Source organism: Photobacterium kasasachensis, from assembly GCF_050336885.1.
Lineage (GTDB): Bacteria > Pseudomonadota > Gammaproteobacteria > Enterobacterales > Vibrionaceae > Photobacterium > Photobacterium kasasachensis.
The window spans coordinates 114,556-133,269 of sequence record NZ_JAKJSH010000016.1; the positions used below are offsets into that span (position 1 = coordinate 114,556).

17 protein-coding genes are annotated in these 18,714 nt (G+C 51.8%); 15 read left to right on the forward strand and 2 right to left on the reverse strand.

The genetic code is table 11. The features are described from left to right. The first annotated feature begins 24 nt into the window (after positions 1-24). From L4D19_RS21305 to L4D19_RS21315, 3 genes are all read left to right on the forward strand, one after another. Complete coding sequence (locus tag L4D19_RS21305; protein WP_428454147.1) at positions 25-285, forward strand: FAD assembly factor SdhE; 261 nt, start codon at positions 25-27, stop codon at positions 283-285. Further along, the gene (locus tag L4D19_RS21310; RefSeq protein WP_428454148.1) at positions 254-688 is read left to right on the forward strand and encodes a protein YgfX; all 435 of its coding nucleotides are present in this window, start codon (positions 254-256) and stop codon (positions 686-688) included. The genes L4D19_RS21305 and L4D19_RS21310 overlap by 32 nt, the downstream gene beginning before the upstream one ends. 213 nt (positions 689-901) lie before the next feature. Further along, positions 902-2,731: a methyl-accepting chemotaxis protein gene (locus L4D19_RS21315; protein ID WP_428454149.1), complete on the forward strand. Its 1,830-nt coding sequence runs from the start codon at positions 902-904 to the stop codon at positions 2,729-2,731. A gap of 179 nt (positions 2,732-2,910) precedes the next feature. On the opposite strand, the gene nadB is transcribed toward L4D19_RS21315, so the two are convergent. Continuing rightward, entirely contained in the window at positions 2,911-4,530 is a 1,620-nt protein-coding gene (gene nadB, locus L4D19_RS21320) for an L-aspartate oxidase (RefSeq protein WP_428454150.1), read from the reverse strand. A 651-nt stretch (positions 4,531-5,181) separates the two neighbouring features. Here nadB and rpoE point away from each other — a divergent pair. From rpoE to acpS, 11 genes are all read left to right on the forward strand, one after another. Continuing rightward, positions 5,182-5,760 (forward strand): RNA polymerase sigma factor RpoE, encoded by a 579-nt coding sequence (rpoE, locus tag L4D19_RS21325; protein ID WP_075763110.1) that lies wholly within the window; start codon positions 5,182-5,184, stop codon positions 5,758-5,760. Positions 5,761-5,785: 25 nt separating this feature from the next. Next, complete coding sequence (locus tag L4D19_RS21330; RefSeq protein WP_428454151.1) at positions 5,786-6,433, forward strand: RseA family anti-sigma factor; 648 nt, start codon at positions 5,786-5,788, stop codon at positions 6,431-6,433. Between the two features lie 12 nt (positions 6,434-6,445). Next, positions 6,446-7,435, forward strand: coding sequence for a sigma-E factor regulatory protein RseB (rseB, locus tag L4D19_RS21335; RefSeq protein WP_428454152.1), 990 nt, complete (start codon positions 6,446-6,448; stop codon positions 7,433-7,435). After that, positions 7,432-7,929 (forward strand): SoxR reducing system RseC family protein, encoded by a 498-nt coding sequence (locus L4D19_RS21340; protein WP_428454153.1) that lies wholly within the window; start codon positions 7,432-7,434, stop codon positions 7,927-7,929. Before rseB ends, L4D19_RS21340 begins: the two co-directional genes overlap by 4 nt. A 78-nt stretch (positions 7,930-8,007) precedes the next feature. Then, positions 8,008-9,804, forward strand: a complete 1,797-nt coding sequence (gene lepA, locus L4D19_RS21345; protein ID WP_160654182.1) for a translation elongation factor 4 — start codon at positions 8,008-8,010, stop codon at positions 9,802-9,804. 136 nt (positions 9,805-9,940) lie between these two features. Beyond that, on the forward strand, positions 9,941-10,840 hold the full coding sequence (lepB, locus tag L4D19_RS21350) for a signal peptidase I (RefSeq protein ID WP_075763105.1): 900 nt from the start codon (positions 9,941-9,943) through the stop codon (positions 10,838-10,840). 10 nt (positions 10,841-10,850) lie between these two features. Continuing rightward, positions 10,851-11,525 carry a ribonuclease III gene (gene rnc, locus L4D19_RS21355; protein WP_075763104.1) on the forward strand — a complete coding sequence of 225 codons (675 nt, stop codon included), beginning with the start codon at positions 10,851-10,853 and terminating at the stop codon, positions 11,523-11,525. Beyond that, positions 11,522-12,427 carry a GTPase Era gene (gene era / locus L4D19_RS21360; protein WP_160654179.1) on the forward strand — a complete coding sequence of 302 codons (906 nt, stop codon included), beginning with the start codon at positions 11,522-11,524 and terminating at the stop codon, positions 12,425-12,427. The genes rnc and era overlap by 4 nt, the downstream gene beginning before the upstream one ends. Before the next feature lie 8 nt (positions 12,428-12,435). Further along, positions 12,436-13,146, forward strand: a complete 711-nt coding sequence (recO, locus tag L4D19_RS21365; RefSeq protein ID WP_075763102.1) for a DNA repair protein RecO — start codon at positions 12,436-12,438, stop codon at positions 13,144-13,146. Beyond that, a complete protein-coding gene (pdxJ, locus tag L4D19_RS21370; RefSeq protein ID WP_428454154.1) occupies positions 13,143-13,874 on the forward strand; it encodes a pyridoxine 5'-phosphate synthase in 732 nt (243 codons plus the stop codon). The genes recO and pdxJ overlap by 4 nt, the downstream gene beginning before the upstream one ends. Beyond that, on the forward strand, positions 13,874-14,254 hold the full coding sequence (acpS, locus tag L4D19_RS21375; protein WP_428454155.1) for a holo-ACP synthase: 381 nt from the start codon (positions 13,874-13,876) through the stop codon (positions 14,252-14,254). The genes pdxJ and acpS overlap by 1 nt, the downstream gene beginning before the upstream one ends. Before the next feature lie 164 nt (positions 14,255-14,418). On the opposite strand, the gene barA is transcribed toward acpS, so the two are convergent. Continuing rightward, positions 14,419-17,187: a two-component sensor histidine kinase BarA gene (gene barA / locus L4D19_RS21380; RefSeq protein WP_428454156.1), complete on the reverse strand. Its 2,769-nt coding sequence runs from the start codon at positions 17,185-17,187 to the stop codon at positions 14,419-14,421. A gap of 156 nt (positions 17,188-17,343) precedes the next feature. On the opposite strand from barA, the gene rlmD reads away from it, so the two are divergent. Further along, the gene (gene rlmD, locus L4D19_RS21385) at positions 17,344-18,687 is read left to right on the forward strand and encodes a 23S rRNA (uracil(1939)-C(5))-methyltransferase RlmD (RefSeq protein WP_428454157.1); all 1,344 of its coding nucleotides are present in this window, start codon (positions 17,344-17,346) and stop codon (positions 18,685-18,687) included. Positions 18,688-18,714: the final 27 nt, after the last annotated feature.

Sequence of the window (18,714 nt, forward strand, 5' to 3'; positions counted from 1 at the left end):
CCATATTGAACGTTGAGGTTGTATATGTTGAGTGCAGATGAAAAAGCACGGGTAAAGTGGGCATGCCGCCGCGGTATGCTGGAGTTGGATGTGATCATCATGCCTTTTTTCGAAGAGTGCTTTGATGCTCTGCCCGAGCAGGAGCAGCGGGACTTTATTTCTTTGCTGACTTGCGATGATCCGGATCTGTTTACATGGGTTATGCAGCACGGTAGGAGTGACAACCCTGCCCATGCGGCGATGGTGGACAGAATTGTCGCCCACAACAACAGCAAGCTTCGCTGATCTTGATATAACCCCATCTCGATTAATGGCTGTCGCACTGACACTCCTCTATGTTAGTGCGGCAAGCCTGTTATTGCTTTCCTGGTTTCGTAACACTCTTCCTTTTCCGCTGGTCATTGTCTGCCTGGAGTTCTTATGGTTCGAATGGTTGCAGCGTCTTATTGACTGCCGTCTGATGCAGGGAAGGCTGGTGGTCAAATCGTCTGGTGAACTGCAGTGGCAGCAGCAATCGTGGGTGGTTGAGCAGGTTAAAATTCGCTCTCGCTATCTGCTGCTTTGGCGACTGCGTCAGAATGATCAGCGATGTTGGTTATTGATTTGTCATGATGCATGTGAAGAAGCGGAATATCGTTCGCTGTCTTTGATATGCCATCACTTGGTTATTGATTCGGCCAGTAAATAATAAATATAAAATTTATTTTTACGGTTGATTTGATCGAAATCTAATTACCTTTCAGTGTTTTATTCCTTGTTTTGCGCTTTGTGACCATTCGCCATAACCTTCATTCCCTAAAGGTATTGCCTTCAGGGCCGATATCTTTTTCGTAATAGCACTGCCGAAACACGGTTATCTGCCCATACCTGGCGCAGGTGATTAGGCAAGGACGATGTAGAAATGAAAATTAAATATAAATTATTAGGACTTACCGCTCTGGCGGTTGTCGCTCTATTGGCTGTATTGGGAATGACCTGGAAGGCAAATGAGCGGGTGATGAAGATCAATGACTCTAGTGCGGCAGTTAGCCAGCTAGAGGTGATTTTGCTTAACTTGCGCCGTAACGAGAAAGATTTCCTGATGCGGATGGATATGAAGTATCAGGGCAAGTTCCAGAAAAACTATGATTCCTTTCAATCTCAGCTGACTGTGTTGAAAGGCGACTTAGCGTCGTTGTCTATTGCTATTCCGAGCCTTGAAACCTTGCCGGGTGCGATGCAGAACTACCAGGTAGGAATGATGGCCCTGATCAAGGGCTATCAGCAGCTTGGACTAACGTCTTCTGATGGCCTGTTCCGTGAGTTTTTTGAATCTTCAGAGCAACTGGTTAATGCCGCCAGCGATCAGGATCGAGACATTTTGGAAGCCTATAGTCTTGAGGAGGCAGCCAAGCTATTTCTTGTGACGGGTAAAAAGGAATATCTCGAGGACTATCAGGCAGCTTCTGCCCGCTATAGCCAAAAGCTAGCCGACGATTTTGGGCCTGTCTATACCCGCTTTGCCGATACGACTGAAAAAATCATTACCCAGCAGAAAACAATAGGCTTAAACCATAACCTCGGGTTGCGAGGAGAAATTCGTAAGCAATCCCATATGGTTGAGGAAGTCTTTTCAGAGGTTGTCCAGCAGCTTGAAGAAAAGGTTGCTGCTGAGCGGAGCTTGATCAGCCAGCTAACCATAGCTGCTGTGTTGGTGGTGATTATCGCATTGGTCAGCCTGTCATGGTTTATCAGTCAGTCGATCCAGCGTAGGGTGCAGACACTGAGTCAGTTGATGGCGAATATTGCGGCGAGCAACGATCTTACCCAAATCGCCGATGAGAGCGGTAATGATGAGCTTGGTGAAATGGCGACGAACTTTAACGGCCTGTTGGCAAGCTTGCGTAATCTGGTAGGTAATGTGCAGGGAGCCGTGACCGAGCTGGGTGCTGCATCAGAACAGCTTCAGAGTCGTAGCCAGGAGTCGGAAAAGGCGATGGAGCAGCAGCAGTCTGAAACGGACTCAGTGGCAACCGCGATCACCGAAATGGGGGTAACGATCCGCGAAATAGCCTCGAATACCGAGAATGCGGCAGCCAATGCCGACCAGAGCTATAACGGGGCGCAGGAAGGCCTGAATGAGGTGATTGCAACCAAAGAGCGTATTCGTACTCTGTCTGAAGATCTTTCGCAAACCAGCGATGAGGTAGCCAGCTTGTCAACGCTGTCGGAGAATATTGGCTCCGTATTGGATGTGATTAAGGCCATTGCCGAGCAGACTAACCTGCTGGCATTGAATGCAGCGATTGAAGCGGCACGGGCAGGCGAACAGGGACGGGGCTTTGCCGTTGTTGCCGACGAGGTGCGCTCACTGGCGCTGCGTACCCGTCAGTCGACGGAGGAAATCACGACGATCATTGCTTCGTTGCAGGAGCAGACTGATCAGGTGGTGGTCCATATCGGCCGCTGCCGGGAGCAGGGGGATTTGAGTGTAACTCAGGCTGACAGCGCAGAAGTGAGGATCAGCCAGATCATGAGTGATATGCAGCTGATCATGGATACCAGTACCCAGATTGCAGCCGCGGTCGAGCAGCAAAGCCTGGTGTCAGATGAAATTGGCCAGAATGTCACCTCGATCCGTGATATTACCAATCTTAACTCCTCAGTGGCCCATGAAAACGCCCTGGCTGCCAATGCGGTAGCTAATCAGGCTTCTTCGCTTGATGAGGCTATTGCGGAATTTAAGGTTTAATAACAGGAGCAAGATCCTGGAACCTAGATCCTAGATAGAACGGGAAAAGTAGGCCCTAGGGAGAGCAAAAGTTTGATACTTCTCTTAGGCTTTTGGAACCCGGACCACAAAAAAGCGAGAGGTTTTCACCACTCGCTTTTTTTATCTCGAATTAAGTACCGGCCCTAGGAACTAGCCCCTCAACACGGCTGATCCGGGGTGAGGACGGTTGGTTGCGAGCTTTCCTGTTGTTCCGGGAAATCGAGATTATAATGCAGGCCGAGGCTCTCTTTTCGCTCCAGTGCGCAACGCACCATCAGCTCGGCAACCTGAAGCAGGTTACGTAGCTCTAGCAGGTTATTGGAGACCCTGAAGTTGCTGTAGTACTCGTTCACTTCTTCGTTGAGCAACTGGATACGGCGCATGGCACGTTCGAGACGCTTGGTGGTTCGTACGATACCGACATAATCCCACATGAACAGGCGAAGCTCATGCCAGTTGTGCTGGATCACGACTTCTTCGTCTGAGCAGTTAACCTGGCTTTCGTCCCAGCTTGGTAGGCTTGCGGGCAGGCTGACGTGCTCAAGCTCTTGCGTAATGCTCTCGGCAGCCGCCCAGGCATAGACTACGCACTCCAGCAGCGAGTTCGATGCCATGCGGTTGGCACCGTGCAGGCCGGTATAGCTGACTTCACCGATGGCGTAGAGGCCATCGAGATCCGTGCGCCCTTCCTTGTCGACGATAACGCCGCCACAGGTATAGTGGGCAGCCGGGACAATCGGGATCGGCTCTTTGGTGATATCGATACCGAATCCCAACAGCTTCTCGTAGATTGTCGGGAAGTGCTTCTGGACAAAGTCGGCCGGCTTGTGGCTGATATCCAGGTACATGCAGTCTGCACCCAGGCGCTTCATTTCAAAATCGATGGCACGGGCCACGACATCACGGGGGGCTAGTTCGGCGCGCTCGTCGAAATCCTTCATAAAGCGGCTGCCGTCAGGACGGCGCAGATAGGCTCCTTCGCCTCGCAGGGCCTCGGTCAGCAGAAAGTTTCGCGCTTCCGGGTGGAACAGGCACGTCGGGTGGAACTGGTTGAATTCGAGGTTGGCAACCCGGCAACCTGCCCGCCAGGCCATGGCAATACCGTCACCGGAGGACACATCGGGGTTCGAGGTGTACTGGTAGACCTTCGAGGCACCGCCTGTTGCCAGTACGACGAATTTGGCCCGGACGGTTTCGACCACTTCCTGGTTACGGTTCCAGATGTAGGCGCCCAGCACCCGGTTTGGCTCGTCGCTACGGCCTAACTTCTGGTTGGTGATCAAGTCCAGCGCATTGTGACGCTCCAGCACCTCGATATTCGGGTGGTTGTGAACATTGTCTTGCAGTGAGTTTTGTACTGCCATACCGGTTGCGTCTGCAGCATGCAGGATCCGGCGGTGGCTGTGGCCGCCCTCGCGGGTCAGGTGATAGCGAGGTGCATCGTCACTGTCGCTTTCCTCGCGGTCGAACGGTACCCCGCCGTCGATCAGCCACTGGACACAGTGCTTGGCATTTTCGGCAATGAAGCGAACGACCTCTTCATCGCACAGGTGTGCACCGGCAACCTGGGTGTCCTCGACATGAGATTCAACACTGTCCGATTCGTCAAAGACGGCTGCAATTCCGCCCTGAGCATAATAGGTGGCGCCTTCGCTGCGTGGCCCCTTGCTCAGGACCATGACTTTCCCTAGTGGCGCTAAGCGCAATGCCAGCGATAGTCCGGCAGCGCCACTACCAATGACTAGTACATCGCATTGATGTTCACGGTTTTCATTCATATCGATATCATATCCCTGTGGTAATCACTCTATGTTACCAAATTCCATCTCAATTGGTCATTTTTGACTGTTAGTTAACCACTTATCGTCTTGACGCGGTATAATGTTGAGTTAATAGCAATTGTTATATACCCAAGCTACCTCAAGATGCAGGGTTCAGAGTGAGACCAGCGAGCTCAGTTCAAGGAAAATGACGGTAGGAATGGTATTCCCTTTCAACGTTATTTGACACAGAAATGAGTTCGCTGGCTCACTCCCAGAGGGCGAGTTTACTTGGCTTCTATGCGGTGTTACCGATTATTAATTTAGAGCCACTAGATTTTCTAATCGGTGCCTAGCCTACAAGCCAAGTAATTCTCGCTGAAACGAGCATCTTGAGGTAGCTTGGGTATACTGCTTCATTGCGGATAAAAAATCGCGCACTATTAATGAGAAATTATTTCTTTCGCACGGGGAACTTTGCTTTTATCGCCGAGTCTTAGATAGTGCTCATGCTCATATTTTTCATACGACCCTGTTTTGACTGAGCTTTATACTGTTGTAACAAAGCGCGTCCAGGCTTAGGCCTTATGATTTGGGACGTTGGACCCGGCAGTTGGCAGGCGAGTTAGAAATCACGAGTGAAAGACGGATATAGGAGTACACGCTCGAATGAGCGAGCAGCAAACTGATCAGGTATTAATTGAGCGGGTACAGCGTGGTGACAAGCAGGCATTTAACCTGTTGGTGGTTAAATACCAGAATAAGGTATGTAGCCTGGTTGCCCGATATGTCAGCAACTCCGGTGACGTGCCGGATGTCGCTCAGGAAGCGTTCATAAAAGCGTATCGTGCTTTGCCGACATTTCGTGGGGAAAGTGCGTTTTATACATGGCTGTACCGAATTGCCGTCAACACGGCGAAAAACTATTTGGTTGCCCAGGGACGCCGTCCGCCGGCGTCAGATGTCGATGCTGAAGAGGCTGAATACTACGAAAGTGGAAATGCCTTGAAAGAAATATCGAACCCTGAGAACCAAATGTTGTCAGATGAATTGAAGCGGGTAGTCTTTAGTACCATTGAAGCATTACCGGATGATCTCAAAACCGCAATCACATTGCGCGAGCTGGAAGGTTTGAGCTATGAAGAAATTGCAGAAGTCATGGGATGTCCGGTTGGTACGGTAAGATCACGTATTTTCCGTGCACGAGAGGCGGTCGAAAAACGGATTCGTCCTCTAATGCAGCGATAAATGTTAAGCCAATACGGTGAAAAAAATGGCTGATAAACAAAAGATTTCGGCACTATTAGATGGTGAAGAACTGGATCAGAGCATTATTAATGCCTTGGCCGTTGATGATGACAGCCAGCAAACTTGGCAGCACTTCAATCTGATCGGTGATGTAATGCGGGGGGAAGCACCGCAAAACAAGGATTGGGATATTGCTGCGAGTGTGGCAATGGCGTTGGAAAATGAGCCGGCCCATACTGGCGTATCAGAGCCAGCGCAAGTGGTTCAGCTTGCTACGGTACGTGAGACCGTCGAGCCACAACCGACACCGCAACAGGCAAAACGCACCCTGCCAGCCTGGTTGACTCAGTTTGGCCAGGTGGCTGTCGCGGCCTGTGTCTCTTTGGCAGTGATTGTTGGTGTTCAGCAGTACAACGGTGGTGACGATGGCGTCGTCAGCAACCCTGCTGATTCACAGATCCCGGTACTACAGACCATTCCTTTTGCCGGTACGGCCGAACCTGTTAGTCTGACCCGAGATTCTGTGCGCAGTAATAGCCATGCCGCGCCGAGTGAAGCCCAGGTGATGGAGCAGCGACGCCGTATTAATGCGATGCTTCAGGATTATGAACTCCAGCTGCGTTTGAATGCCGAAGACGGCAGTATTGATAAAACTTTGTTAGAAACAAACTGATCTGGCGGATAAATGAGAAAGATTCTGGTCGGTGTAGTGACACTGGTCAGCCTTATGATGCCATTGCAAGCCTCTGCGGAAGACTCAGTTTCTTCTGCAGAGGCTTTGTTGCATCAAATGGATGAGGCTAGCCGTGGGCTCAGCTATGAGCTGTCGTACATACTTATCAAGAAAAACAGTATTGAGCCGTTACGTTATCGCCATACCTTTGAAGACGGCGAGACATACGCGCACCTGGTTTACCTGAGCGGTCCACCGCGAGAGGTTATCCAGCGGGGCAGCGAGGTGAGCTATTTTGAACCGGGTCTCGATCCGTTCACCATCAACAGCAACAAGATGGTTGCGCCTCTGCCGCCGATCATGAAGTCAGATATCGAGGAGCTGGCACAGTTCTATGACTTCATTTCAATGGGGCGGGCCCGGGAAGCGGGGGTTGCCTGTGATGTTGTTCGTATCGCACCGAAAGACGGGGCGCGCTATTCCTATCTGATATGGGTTGATACCCGGAGCAAGCTGGTAATGCGGGCCGATCTGCTGGATCGCGACGGCGAGCCGCTTGAGCAGTATCGTGCCGTCTCCTATGTCGTGAACCCGAAAGTCGGGGATGTATTGAGAAGCCTGAAAACCGTCGAGTTGCCAGCGGTGGTCAAATTGCCTCCGCAGCCTCAGGCGGAGCTGAGCTGGCATGCCAACTGGCTGCCTCAGGGGTTTGAATCGGTATCCCGTAACCGTCATCGCCTGATGATGACCGAGCGTCCGGTCGAAAGTAAAATGTACAGTGATGGCCTGTTTAGCTTTTCTATCTATGTCTCGTCTGCCGACAGCTTTACTGTCAGGGAGCAGCTGGTACGTCAGGGGCGCAGAACCCTGCATAGCTACCTGCTTAAGGATAAAGAAGTGACTGTGGTTGGCGATATTCCACCGGCAACAGCCCGTCGTGTAGCCGAGTCAGTCGCGTTTCTGACCGGCAAGACCAATGCTGCAGGAGAAACGACGCCATGATGCGCTCATTGGCGACGGTAGTAGCCGTCGGCCCCGGTGTCATTACGGTGACCTGTCAGCAGCAGACCAGTTGTGGTCACTGTGCGTCACGAGATAGCTGCGGAACCGGTATCGTCAGCAAGGCGGTCCCGGGGCGTAGTCATCGGGTACAAATAGCGACCCGGACTCGGGTATCGGTTGGCGAAGTCGTCGAAATTGGCTTGCCCGAACAAAGTATGTTGCATTCGGCAGTACTGGTTTATGTGCTACCTTTGCTATCCTTAGTTCTGGGAGCAGCATTCGGGCAATGGTGGTTTGTTGAATTGGCCGGTGGTGGTGAGCTGGGAGTGATCCTGACAGCAGTGTTGAGTGCGGCCGCGGGCTTGTTGCTGGCACGTCGTCTGGCCAAGCGTCTGGAAGGTAATTCGGCCTATAAACCGAACCTGATTCGGGTGTTGGGCAACCCCATATCTGCCGGCAGTACAATAAATGCCGCATCGAAAGATAGCGACTAGCCGTTAAATTCGGTAGAATCTGTCAACTTGATCTGTAGATCCCATTCATTTTTAATCACGAGTTAGTCACGCCAATTCATGAAGCACATTCGTAACTTTTCGATTATTGCACATATCGACCATGGTAAGTCGACCCTATCTGACCGTCTAATCCAAGTCTGCGGCGGCCTTTCCGATCGTGAGATGGAAGCGCAGGTTCTGGATTCCATGGACCTTGAACGCGAACGCGGTATCACCATCAAAGCCCAGAGCGTGACGCTCGACTATAAGGCGAAAGATGGTGAGACTTATCAGCTTAACTTTATCGACACCCCGGGACACGTCGACTTCTCTTACGAAGTTTCACGTTCTCTGGCAGCCTGTGAAGGTGCGCTGCTGGTGGTCGATGCCGGTCAGGGGGTAGAAGCCCAGACGCTGGCCAACTGCTATACAGCAATGGAAATGGATTTGGAGGTAGTGCCGATTTTGAACAAAATCGACCTGCCGGCTGCCGATCCTGAGCGTGTATCAGAAGAAATTGAAGAAATCGTCGGTATCGACGCACTGGAAGCGACACGCTGTTCGGCGAAAACGGGTCTGGGTGTCGAAGATGTTCTTGAAAACATCGTTACTGCGATTCCTGCACCGGAAGGTGATCCTGACGCGCCGTTACAGGCACTGATTATTGACTCATGGTTTGATAATTACCTGGGTGTTGTTTCTTTGGTTCGAGTGAAAAACGGCTCACTGAAGAAAAATGCCAAGATAAAAATGATGAGTACTGGTCAGGTCTGGGGCATTGACCGTCTTGGTATCTTCACACCAAAACAAATTGATACACCAGAGCTAAATACCGGCGAAGTGGGTTGGGTTGTTTGTGGTATCAAAGACATCCTCGGTGCACCTGTGGGTGATACCATCACGCTATCGAAAGGCGGTTGTGAAGAGCCTTTACCGGGCTTCCAAAAAGTGAAGCCTCAGGTTTATGCGGGTTTGTTCCCTGTCTCTTCAGATGACTACGAGAACTTCCGTGATGCACTGGGCAAACTAAGCCTGAACGATGCCTCTCTATTCTACGAGCCAGAAAGCTCGGCGGCACTGGGTTTTGGTTTTCGTTGTGGCTTCCTGGGTATGCTCCATATGGAGATCATCCAGGAACGTCTGGAACGTGAATATAACCTCGCGCTAATTACCACGGCACCAACCGTAGTATATGAAGTCGAGAAAACTGACGGCGAAACGATTTACGTCGATAGCCCGTCTAAGCTGCCAGCAGTGAACGATATCGAAACCATCGGTGAGCCAATTGCTCGCTGTAATATCCTTGTACCGTCTGAGTACCTTGGTAACGTTATTACCCTGTGTATCGAAAAGCGTGGTGTACAGGTGGATATGGTTTACCACGGTAACCAAGTGGCATTGACTTACGATATTCCGATGTCCGAAGTGGTACTGGATTTCTTCGACCGTCTGAAGTCAACCTCGCGTGGTTATGCATCTCTGGATTACAACTTCCAGCGTTACGAAGCGTCGAACATGGTACGTGTTGACGTCATGATCAATGGCGAGCGTGTTGATGCGCTAGCTATCATTACGCACAAAGACAACGCTCATGGCCGTGGTCGTGATTTAGTCGACAAGATGAAAGAATTTATTCCTCGTCAAATGTTCGACATTGCGATTCAGGCAGCCATTGGCGGTATGATCATTGCCCGTGCAACGGTTAAGCAGTTACGTAAAAACGTAATCGCGAAATGTTACGGTGGTGATATCAGTCGTAAGAAGAAACTGCTACAGAAGCAGAAAGAAGGTAAGAAGCGTATGAAGCAGATCGGTAACGTCGAGCTGCCTCAGGAAGCGTTCCTGGCGATTCTGCATGTAGGTAAAGACAAGTAAGTAACTACTTTACTCATTGTCATTGCCTCAGAAAGCATACCAATGGCCGGAGGCAACTCCGGTGTTCTGAAGCAAGTGTCAATGAGCAGTGCAGCAAGAGTTTCTTGCTGCACTGTTACATTTATTAGGGATTAAAATGGCTAATACTTTTTCGCTAATTCTGGTTCTGGCGACGCTGGTAACCGGGATCATTTGGGCATTGGATAAATTTATCTGGGCGCCGAAGCGCCAATTGAAAATTGAAGCTGCCGCCGCAAATGCCGGCGATCAAGTCGATGCTAAAACCCTGCAAGCCGTAGCACCGCAACCGAGCTGGGTGGAATCAGCCAGCTCGATGTTTCCGGTGATTGCGCTAATTATGGTATTTCGCTCTTTTATTTATGAGCCGTTCCAGATCCCATCCGGTTCGATGATGCCGACATTGCTTGTTGGCGACTTCATCCTGGTTGAGAAATATGCCTACGGTCTCCGAGATCCTGTTTTCCGTCACAAGCTGGTTGAAACGGGTGAGCCGGAGCGTGGTGATATTGTGGTCTTTAAGTTTCCGCCTCAACCTCAAATTGACTACATCAAGCGCGTAGTCGGTATGCCGGGCGACACGGTGCGTTATAGTGCTCACAAACAGATTTGTGTTGCACCCAAAGGGGCTACCGAGTGTAAGCCGGTGCCGCTGGAAAATATGACGGACAGCGAGTTTAGCCAGGGCATGACGCGTTTGGTTCAATTTAACGAAAAGCTGGGTGAGCATGAACATCAGATCCTGGTGCATCCACTGAAGCGTGACCGCACGCTGGCATACCAGCCGCGCCCGGGTGTCAGCGAGTGGGTTGTACCTGAAGGACAGTACTTCGTTATGGGTGATAACCGCGACAACAGTGCAGATAGCCGTTATTGGGGCTTTGTGCCTGAAGCCAACCTGGTTGGCAAGGCGGTCGGGATCTGGATCAGCTTTGAGTTTGAACGAGGTGCTGATAGTGCACTTCCATCTTGGATTCCTACCGGTGTGCGCTTTAGTCGCATCGGTGGCATAAACTGATCGGGATAAAATGACATCTCCTGCAAATAGACTTCAGCGTAAGCTGGGTTACCAATTTAAGAATATTGATTTAATGACCCTGGCACTGACACATCGCAGTGCCAACGGGACGCATAACGAACGCCTGGAGTTTCTGGGTGACTCAATCCTGAGTTTCGTTATCGCAGATGATCTCTACCACCGTTTCCCGAATGTGGATGAAGGTGACATGAGCCGCATGCGTGCCACTCTGGTCCGTGGCAAGACCCTGGCTGAGCTTGGTCGTGAGTTTGATCTGGGTGATCACTTGCTGCTTGGTCCGGGCGAGCTCAAGAGTGGTGGTTTCCGTCGTGATTCCATTCTGGCTGACTGCGTGGAAGCGATTATCGGTGCCATCTACCTCGACAGCGATATCGAAGTGGTTCGCAAGATCGTGCTGGACTGGTATCAGTCGCGTTTGGATACCATCAAACCGGGTATTAACCAGAAAGATCCGAAGACACGTCTGCAAGAGTGTCTGCAGGGGCGTCGCTTGCCGCTTCCAGCATATACTGTAACTAAGGTACACGGTGAGGCTCACAATCAAGAGTTCACGGTACAGTGTGAAGTGACGGGCCTGGATAAGCCTGTTATCGGTAAGGGCGGCAGTCGGCGCAAGGCAGAGCAGGCAGCAGCAGAAATTGCGCTTAAGCAGTTGGAATCATGACAGATAAACAACATTGCGGCTTTATTGCCATTGTCGGTCGACCGAATGTCGGCAAATCGACCCTATTGAACCGTCTGGTTGGCCAGAAGCTGTCAATCACCTCGCGCAAGCCACAGACTACGCGCCACCGCATTATGGGGGTTGATACCCGTGACGGTTACCAGGCTGTGTACGTGGATACGCCGGGACTTCATATCGAAGAGAAACGTACGATCAACCGCCTGATGAACCGTGCGGCCAGCAGCTCGCTGACGGATGTCGAGCTGGTTCTGTTTCTGGTTGATGGCACGATGTGGACTGACGATGATGAAATGGTACTGAATAAGCTGATTAAAAGTGAGCTGCCGACAGTACTATTGCTCAACAAGGTCGATAACGTCAAAGACAAACACGAGCTGTTCCCGCACCTGGAAGAATTGTCTCGCAAGATGGAGTTCGTGGATGTCGTGCCGGTATCGGCCAAGCACGGGACTAACGTCGACGCGGTAGAAAAAATCGTTCGTGAGCACCTGCCTGAGGGGGAGTACTACTTCCCGGAAGAGTATGTGACGGATCGTTCCCAGCGCTTTATGGCGTCGGAAATTATCCGTGAGAAGCTGATGCGCTTCCTGGGTGATGAGCTGCCGTATTCCGTGACGGTTGAAATCGAGCGTTTTGATTATAATCCGCGTACCAATGGCTTTGATATCAACGGTTTGATTCTGGTTGAGCGTAAGGGCCAGAAGAAAATGGTGATCGGTAAAAATGGTGAGAAGATGAAAGTCATCGGCCGTGAAGCCCGTATTGATATGGAAGAGCTGTTCGAGCGCAAGGTATACCTGGAACTGTGGGTCAAAGTGAAGTCGGGCTGGGCAGATGACGAACGTGCACTGCGAAGCCTGGGTTATATTGACGACCTGTAAGGGACACCATGGAGGGACTACAGCGCTGTTTTGTCCTTCATACTCGTCCTTATAGTGAGACGAGCCTGATCCTTGATGTATTCAGTGAAGAATCAGGCCGTGTCACTGTCCTATCGAAGGGAGCGCGCCGCAAGCGCTCCAATCTCAAAGGCACATTGCAGCCTTTCACTCCGCTGTTTATGAAATGGTCAGGCCGGGGCTCGATGCCTGTGCTGACCCATGCCGAGCCGATCAGCATCGGGTTGCCGATGCGCAGCTATATTCTGTATTCTGCGATGTACGTCAACGAAGTATTGGCCCGGGTACTGGAAAATGATACGCCTTATCCGGTGTTGTTTCTGGATTATCTGAATGTGCTGCGGGAGCTGGCACAGGCTGATAATCCAGAGCCGGCATTGCGGCGTTTTGAACTCGCCTTACTGCATCATCTTGGTTACGGCATTGATTTTCTTCACTGTGCCGGTAGCGGCCTGCCTGTCGAAGACACCATGACTTATAACTACCGTGAGCAGCGCGGCTTTATTGCCTCGATGGTGAAAGGCCAGCTGTCGTTTACCGGTAGCCAGCTAAAAGCCATTGCGGCGAGACATTTTGAAACCCCGGACCAGCTCCGGGCTGCAAAACGCTTTACACGTATAGCATTAAAGCCGTATCTTGGCGGAAAACCATTAAAAAGCAGGGAATTGTTTATCCCTAGAGGAAGGAGTACCGGAAAATGAACAACATCTTACTCGGCGTGAATATCGATCATATTGCAACACTGCGAAACGCCCGAGGTACTCGATACCCTGATCCGGTGCATGCCGCAGAGGTGGCCGAGCGTGCGGGTGCCGACGGCATCACTATTCACCTGCGTGAAGACCGCCGCCATATCAATGATCGGGATGTTCGAATTTTGCGCGAAACCATCCAGACCCGTATGAACCTGGAAATGGCCGTGACTGACGAGATGGTCAAGATTGCGCTGGAAACCAAGCCAGAGTTTGTCTGCCTGGTACCGGAAAAGCGTGAAGAGCTGACAACGGAAGGCGGTCTGGACGTTGCCGGTCAGCTGGAGAAAATCAAGGCTGCGACTGCCAAGCTGACTGAGGCTGGCATTAAAGTATCCCTGTTTATTGATGCTGACCGTGAGCAGATTGATGCGGCGGTAGCCTGCGGAGCGCCGTATATCGAACTGCATACCGGCCATTATGCCGATGCCGAAACGGAAGAAGAGCAACAGGATGAGCTGAAGAAAATTGCCGCGGCGGCCAGCTATGCTGACGATCAGGGTATCAAGGTTAATGCCGGCCATGGCCTGACTTACCACAACGTGAAGCCAATTGCGGCACTGCCAGAGCTTTATGAACTGAATATCGGCCACTCAATCATTGGTCGTGCAGCATTCGACGGTCTGCAAAAAGCCGTTGCCGATATGAAAGTTGAAATGCTGGATGCCCGTCGTTAATGGCCATCTTGGGCCTTGGCACTGATATTGCCGATATTGAGCGGGTCGAAAAAGTCTTTGCCCGCTCTGGTGATGCGTTTGCCGAGCGGGTGCTGTCGCCTTCCGAGCTGGCTATATTTCATAGTCTGAAGTTGAAGGGGCGCTATCTGGCCAAGCGGTTCGCCGTCAAGGAGGCAGCTTCCAAGGCGCTGGGGACCGGGATTGCCTGCGGGGTAACCTTCCACGACTTTACCGTCAGCAATGACGAGCGGGGCAAGCCTATTCTGACCTTGTCGGGCAAGGCAGCCGAGCTGGCCGAGGCAATGGGGGCGAACCATGTTCACCTCACAATTGCCGATGAAAAAAAGTATGCGGTCGCGACGGTGATCCTAGAATCGTAGATCCTAGGAAAAGTAGGCTCTAGGAAGATCAGAAGCTTGACCCGGTTTAAGGTTCGGATAACTTGTCAGCAGGACCCAGGACCCAAAATAAATAAAGGAGAGCCAATGCTCTCCTTTTTAGTGCTTCCTCTAAGAACCCATAGCTAGGCTCACGTCTCTAATAGTCAATGCCGATACGTTTTTGACGCTTTCACCACGTTATTCATTTCATCGATCAGCTCGAACAGCTCCGGCTCGATATCTTCTGTCTTCGCATCAGCTTTCAGGGCCGTTTCAATGGTGTAGCAGAGGTTTTTCAGCCTCGGCACCCCACTATAGGCACAGCTGCCGTGAAGCTTGTGGATTGGCGGCCAAAGCTCGATATCCTTACCGTCCAGCGCTTCGTTGACCAGCATTTCGACTTCCGGCATATAGTCGAGCAGCATTTGCAGCATGTCTTTAGCCAGCTCTTCCTTGCCGGCAGCCTGTTTCAGCGCCAAATCCCAATCCCAGCTGACATTGTGGTTGACGGGCGGTGCTGGTTCCGGCTCGGACATTGATTCTGCATTGGCCTGCAGATGGGTGTCGGCATCATGCGGACGGGTCCACTTGGCCAGGATCTGCTGCAGGATATGCTCCTCGATTGGCTTGGTCAGGTAGTCATCCATCCCGGCATTGATCAGGCGCTCGCGCTCACCGGCCATGGCATGGGCCGTGACGGCGATAACCGGGGTATTGTGGTTCAGTTCAGTCTTGTGGATCTCCTGACAGGCCGTGACGCCGTCCATTTCCGGCATCTGGATATCCATGAAGATCAGGTCAAAGCCTTTCTGGTGGGCATATTCCACCGCTTTGCGTCCGCCCGTTGCGGTGATCACGGTCTCGACCCGCTCGCTGAGCAGGGCGGAAATCAGCTTAAGGTTGGCCGGGTTGTCATCGACGGCCATCACTGTTAGTGGCTGGATGCTCTCGCTTGGCTCTGGCAACAGCTGCGGTGCCGGCTCGGAAAGCATGTCAGGTTCGCTGACCAGTGTCTCCAGTAGCTTGCGGTGTGCCAGAGGTTTAGGCAGACAGGCGGATACCCCTGCATTGACCAGGCGCTCGGACAGGGCCAGTTCGGTGGTCGGCAGGCAGACCATCACCTTGTCGGTCAGTTGCTCGGCCTTGAACACCATATCCAGCAGGCTCGCGATCGGCGGCTGCTCGCCCGGTGTCAGGTTGAGCAGGGCAAAGTGGTGATGCTCGGCATCTTCCGGCATCGTCGAGCGGTAGGTAACATGGATCCCTGCCTTGATCAGGCGCTGCTGGATCACCGAGGCAGCCTGCATGTTAGGCTCGATAAGCAGTAGTTTCTTGCCGCTCAGCGACGAGGTATCAATCGGCTGGGAGACCGGCAGATCGGTTTTGGTCAAGCGCAGGCTGAACCAGAACGTCGACCCCTGGTGAAGGCGGCTGGTCAGGCTGATTTCGCCACCCATCTGGGTAACCAGTTTCTGGGTGATCACCAGTCCCAGCCCGGTACCGCCGTAGCGGCGGGAAATGCTGGCATCGGCCTGGCTGAAGGCCTGGAACAACTGCGCCTGTTGGCGCTCGGAAATCCCGATCCCGGTATCACGCACCATAAACTGCAGCTCGATGTTCTCGTCGCGGTCGGTTTTGAGTTCGACCGACACATCGATATTGCCGCGCTCGGTAAATTTCACCGCGTTGCCAATCAAGTTGGTCAGTACTTGCTGGATCCGTAGCGGATCGCCGATCAGCCCGGTCGGGATCCGGTTGTCGACTTTCAGTGTCAGCTCAAGTCCCTTCTCGTGGGCGCTCGGCGCCAGCAGTTTCATCACTTCATCCAGCGATTCGGTGAAGTCGAACGGGATATTTTCCAATAGTAGTTTACCGGCTTCCAGTTTCGAGAAGTCGAGAATGTCATTGATGATGGTCAGCAGGTTGTTGGCTGATTTCTCGATGGTCTGCAGGTAATCCTGCTGGCTGGTGCTGAGGCGTGTTTTCAGCATCTGGCGGGTAAAGCCAATGACCCCGTTGAGCGGGGTTCGCAGCTCGTGCGACATATTGGCCAGGAACTCTGATTTCACGCGGGCCGCTTCCTGGGCGCGTTTTTTGGCAATATCCAGCTCGACGTTCTGGATCTCCAGCTGCTCCAGGGTCTCGCGCAGATCCGAGGTGGCCTGGTCGATACTCTGCTGCATTTCGATGTGGTATTCCGACAGCGAGATGGCCATGGCGTTGATACCGTTCTTCAGGGTATCGAGCTCACCAAGCAGCTCACCTTCGATTCGGATATCAAGGTGGCCGCGGCGGATCCTGTCCACCACGCTGACCATATGGGAAATTGGTCGGGTGACATCTTTCATCAGACGGTAGGCAAACAGGGACGACAATGTCAGCCCGAGAAGAAGTACCATCAGGGCGGTAAAGACTTCCTGGTATTGTTGCAGGCGCAAGGCGCTCAGATCCAACTCTAATGCAATATAGCCCAGTGCCTCCGCCTGGTAGCCCGGTGCGGATATCGAGGAAAACTGGCCTTCGCTCAATATCGGAGCGCGGAGGATCAGTGAGTTCTCGTTGAGCCGGGTATCAAGCAGCATCGGGATCGGCTGATCGTCCGGATACATCAGGGTTTCAAAATTGCGGTGGAAGTTCGAGGTGACAAACAGCTGGTTGTCGGCATCGAAAACGGCAATGCTGCGGACTATCTGCGAGTGCTTGCGGTGGGCATAGCTGATCAGACGGCGAACGGCTTCGCGGTTCTTATCTGTCATTCCGTATTCGGTTGAAATCGCAAGGGGTTCGACGATACTGGCACCGGTCGAAATCAGCTGATGCTCGAGATCCCGATAACGGCTCATGGTAAAAAATGCGCTTAATAGCAGGCCAATAATCAGTGTCGGTGCTAATGTCAGGGTGAAGACCCTGGCACGAAGTCCATATTTGGTCATGGTTCTCTTAATTACAAGAAAGCGATTCTGTGGGAGAATTGTCGTCCATCTGTGGCCGTTAGCTTAATGAAACTATGGCTATTCGACAATCAACTAATACCAAACTGCCGACAATATCACTCAGTTTGGTTTATCTGCTCCGTGAGTCAAAACACTATGGCACGCTTTTTTAAGCCTCAAAAACGAAAAGTAACTGATACCAAGCATAAAGAAATTGAAATTAGCCGCCTGGATCACCTGGGCGCCGGTATTGGTCATATCAACAGAAAACCGGTCTTTGTTGATGGCCTGTTGCCGGGTGAAAAGGCGTTGGTTCAGTTTACCGAAGACAAGAAGCAGTTCGCGCGTGCCAAGGTCATAAAACGTCTGGCTGACAGTCAGGCACGTATTAAACCGTATTGTCCTATCTATGACCAGTGTGGCGGATGCAACTTGCAACATTTGTCCCATTCAGGACAGGTTGAAGCCAAGCAGCAGGCATTGAGTGAGCTGATGAGTAAGTTTTCGACCACGGACAGGGAGCAGGCGTTCAACCAGGCGGAACCGATTGTCGGCAGTGACAAGCACTACCGCCGCTGTTCTCGCTTTAGCCTGAGGCTGGGAGGCGGGAAGCTGCAGTTCGGTTTTCGCAAAAAGCAGAGCAAGGATATTGTCGATGTTGAGCAGTGTCCGGTGCTGGCACAATCATTAAATGAACTATTACCACCGTTACGTAGTCTGTTAACTCGGCTGAAGGGGCAAAAGCACCTTGGTCATGTCGAGCTGGTGGAAGCGGATAATGGCAGGGTCGTGCTGATCCGTCACCTGCAGCCATTTAATGACAAAGATATGACCTTGCTGCGTCAGTTTGCCGAGCAATACGATGTTATTCTGTATTTAGCCCCAACATCTGATTCAATCGATAGAATTTCGGGTCAGGCTCCGTATTATGAGTTAGATGGTCAGAAGTTGTATTTTTCCCCGAAAGACTTTATTCAGGTTAACCGGGATGTGAATAGCCAGATGGTCCATCAGGCTATTGACTGGCTGGATGTCGGGCCGACAGATCGGGTGTTGGATTTGTTCTGTGGTTTGGGTAACTTTAGTCTGCCACTGGCAAAACGGGCAAAGGCGCTGGTCGGTGTTGAAGGTGTCGACGAGATGGTGCATCGTGCTAGTGATAATGCACTGATAAATCAGTTAAACAACGCCTCGTTCTACCAGGCCAACTTGGAGGAGGATGTTACCTCCATGGTTTGGGCGCAAGAACACTTTAATAAAATTCTGCTTGATCCGGCACGCGCCGGGGCAGCCGGGGTCATGCAGCATGTTGTCAATTTGAACCCGGAAAGGGTCGTGTATGTTTCATGCAACCCTGCCACGCTGGCACGAGACAGCCAGGTGTTGCTGAAGCAAGGTTATCAGTTGGAACGTCTGGGTATGTTGGATATGTTCCCGCATACCGGGCATCTAGAGTCTATGGCCCTGTTTATCAAAAATAGTCTGGGCACCAAAAAGTAGTGTTTATTCAACATTAACAAGAGAACT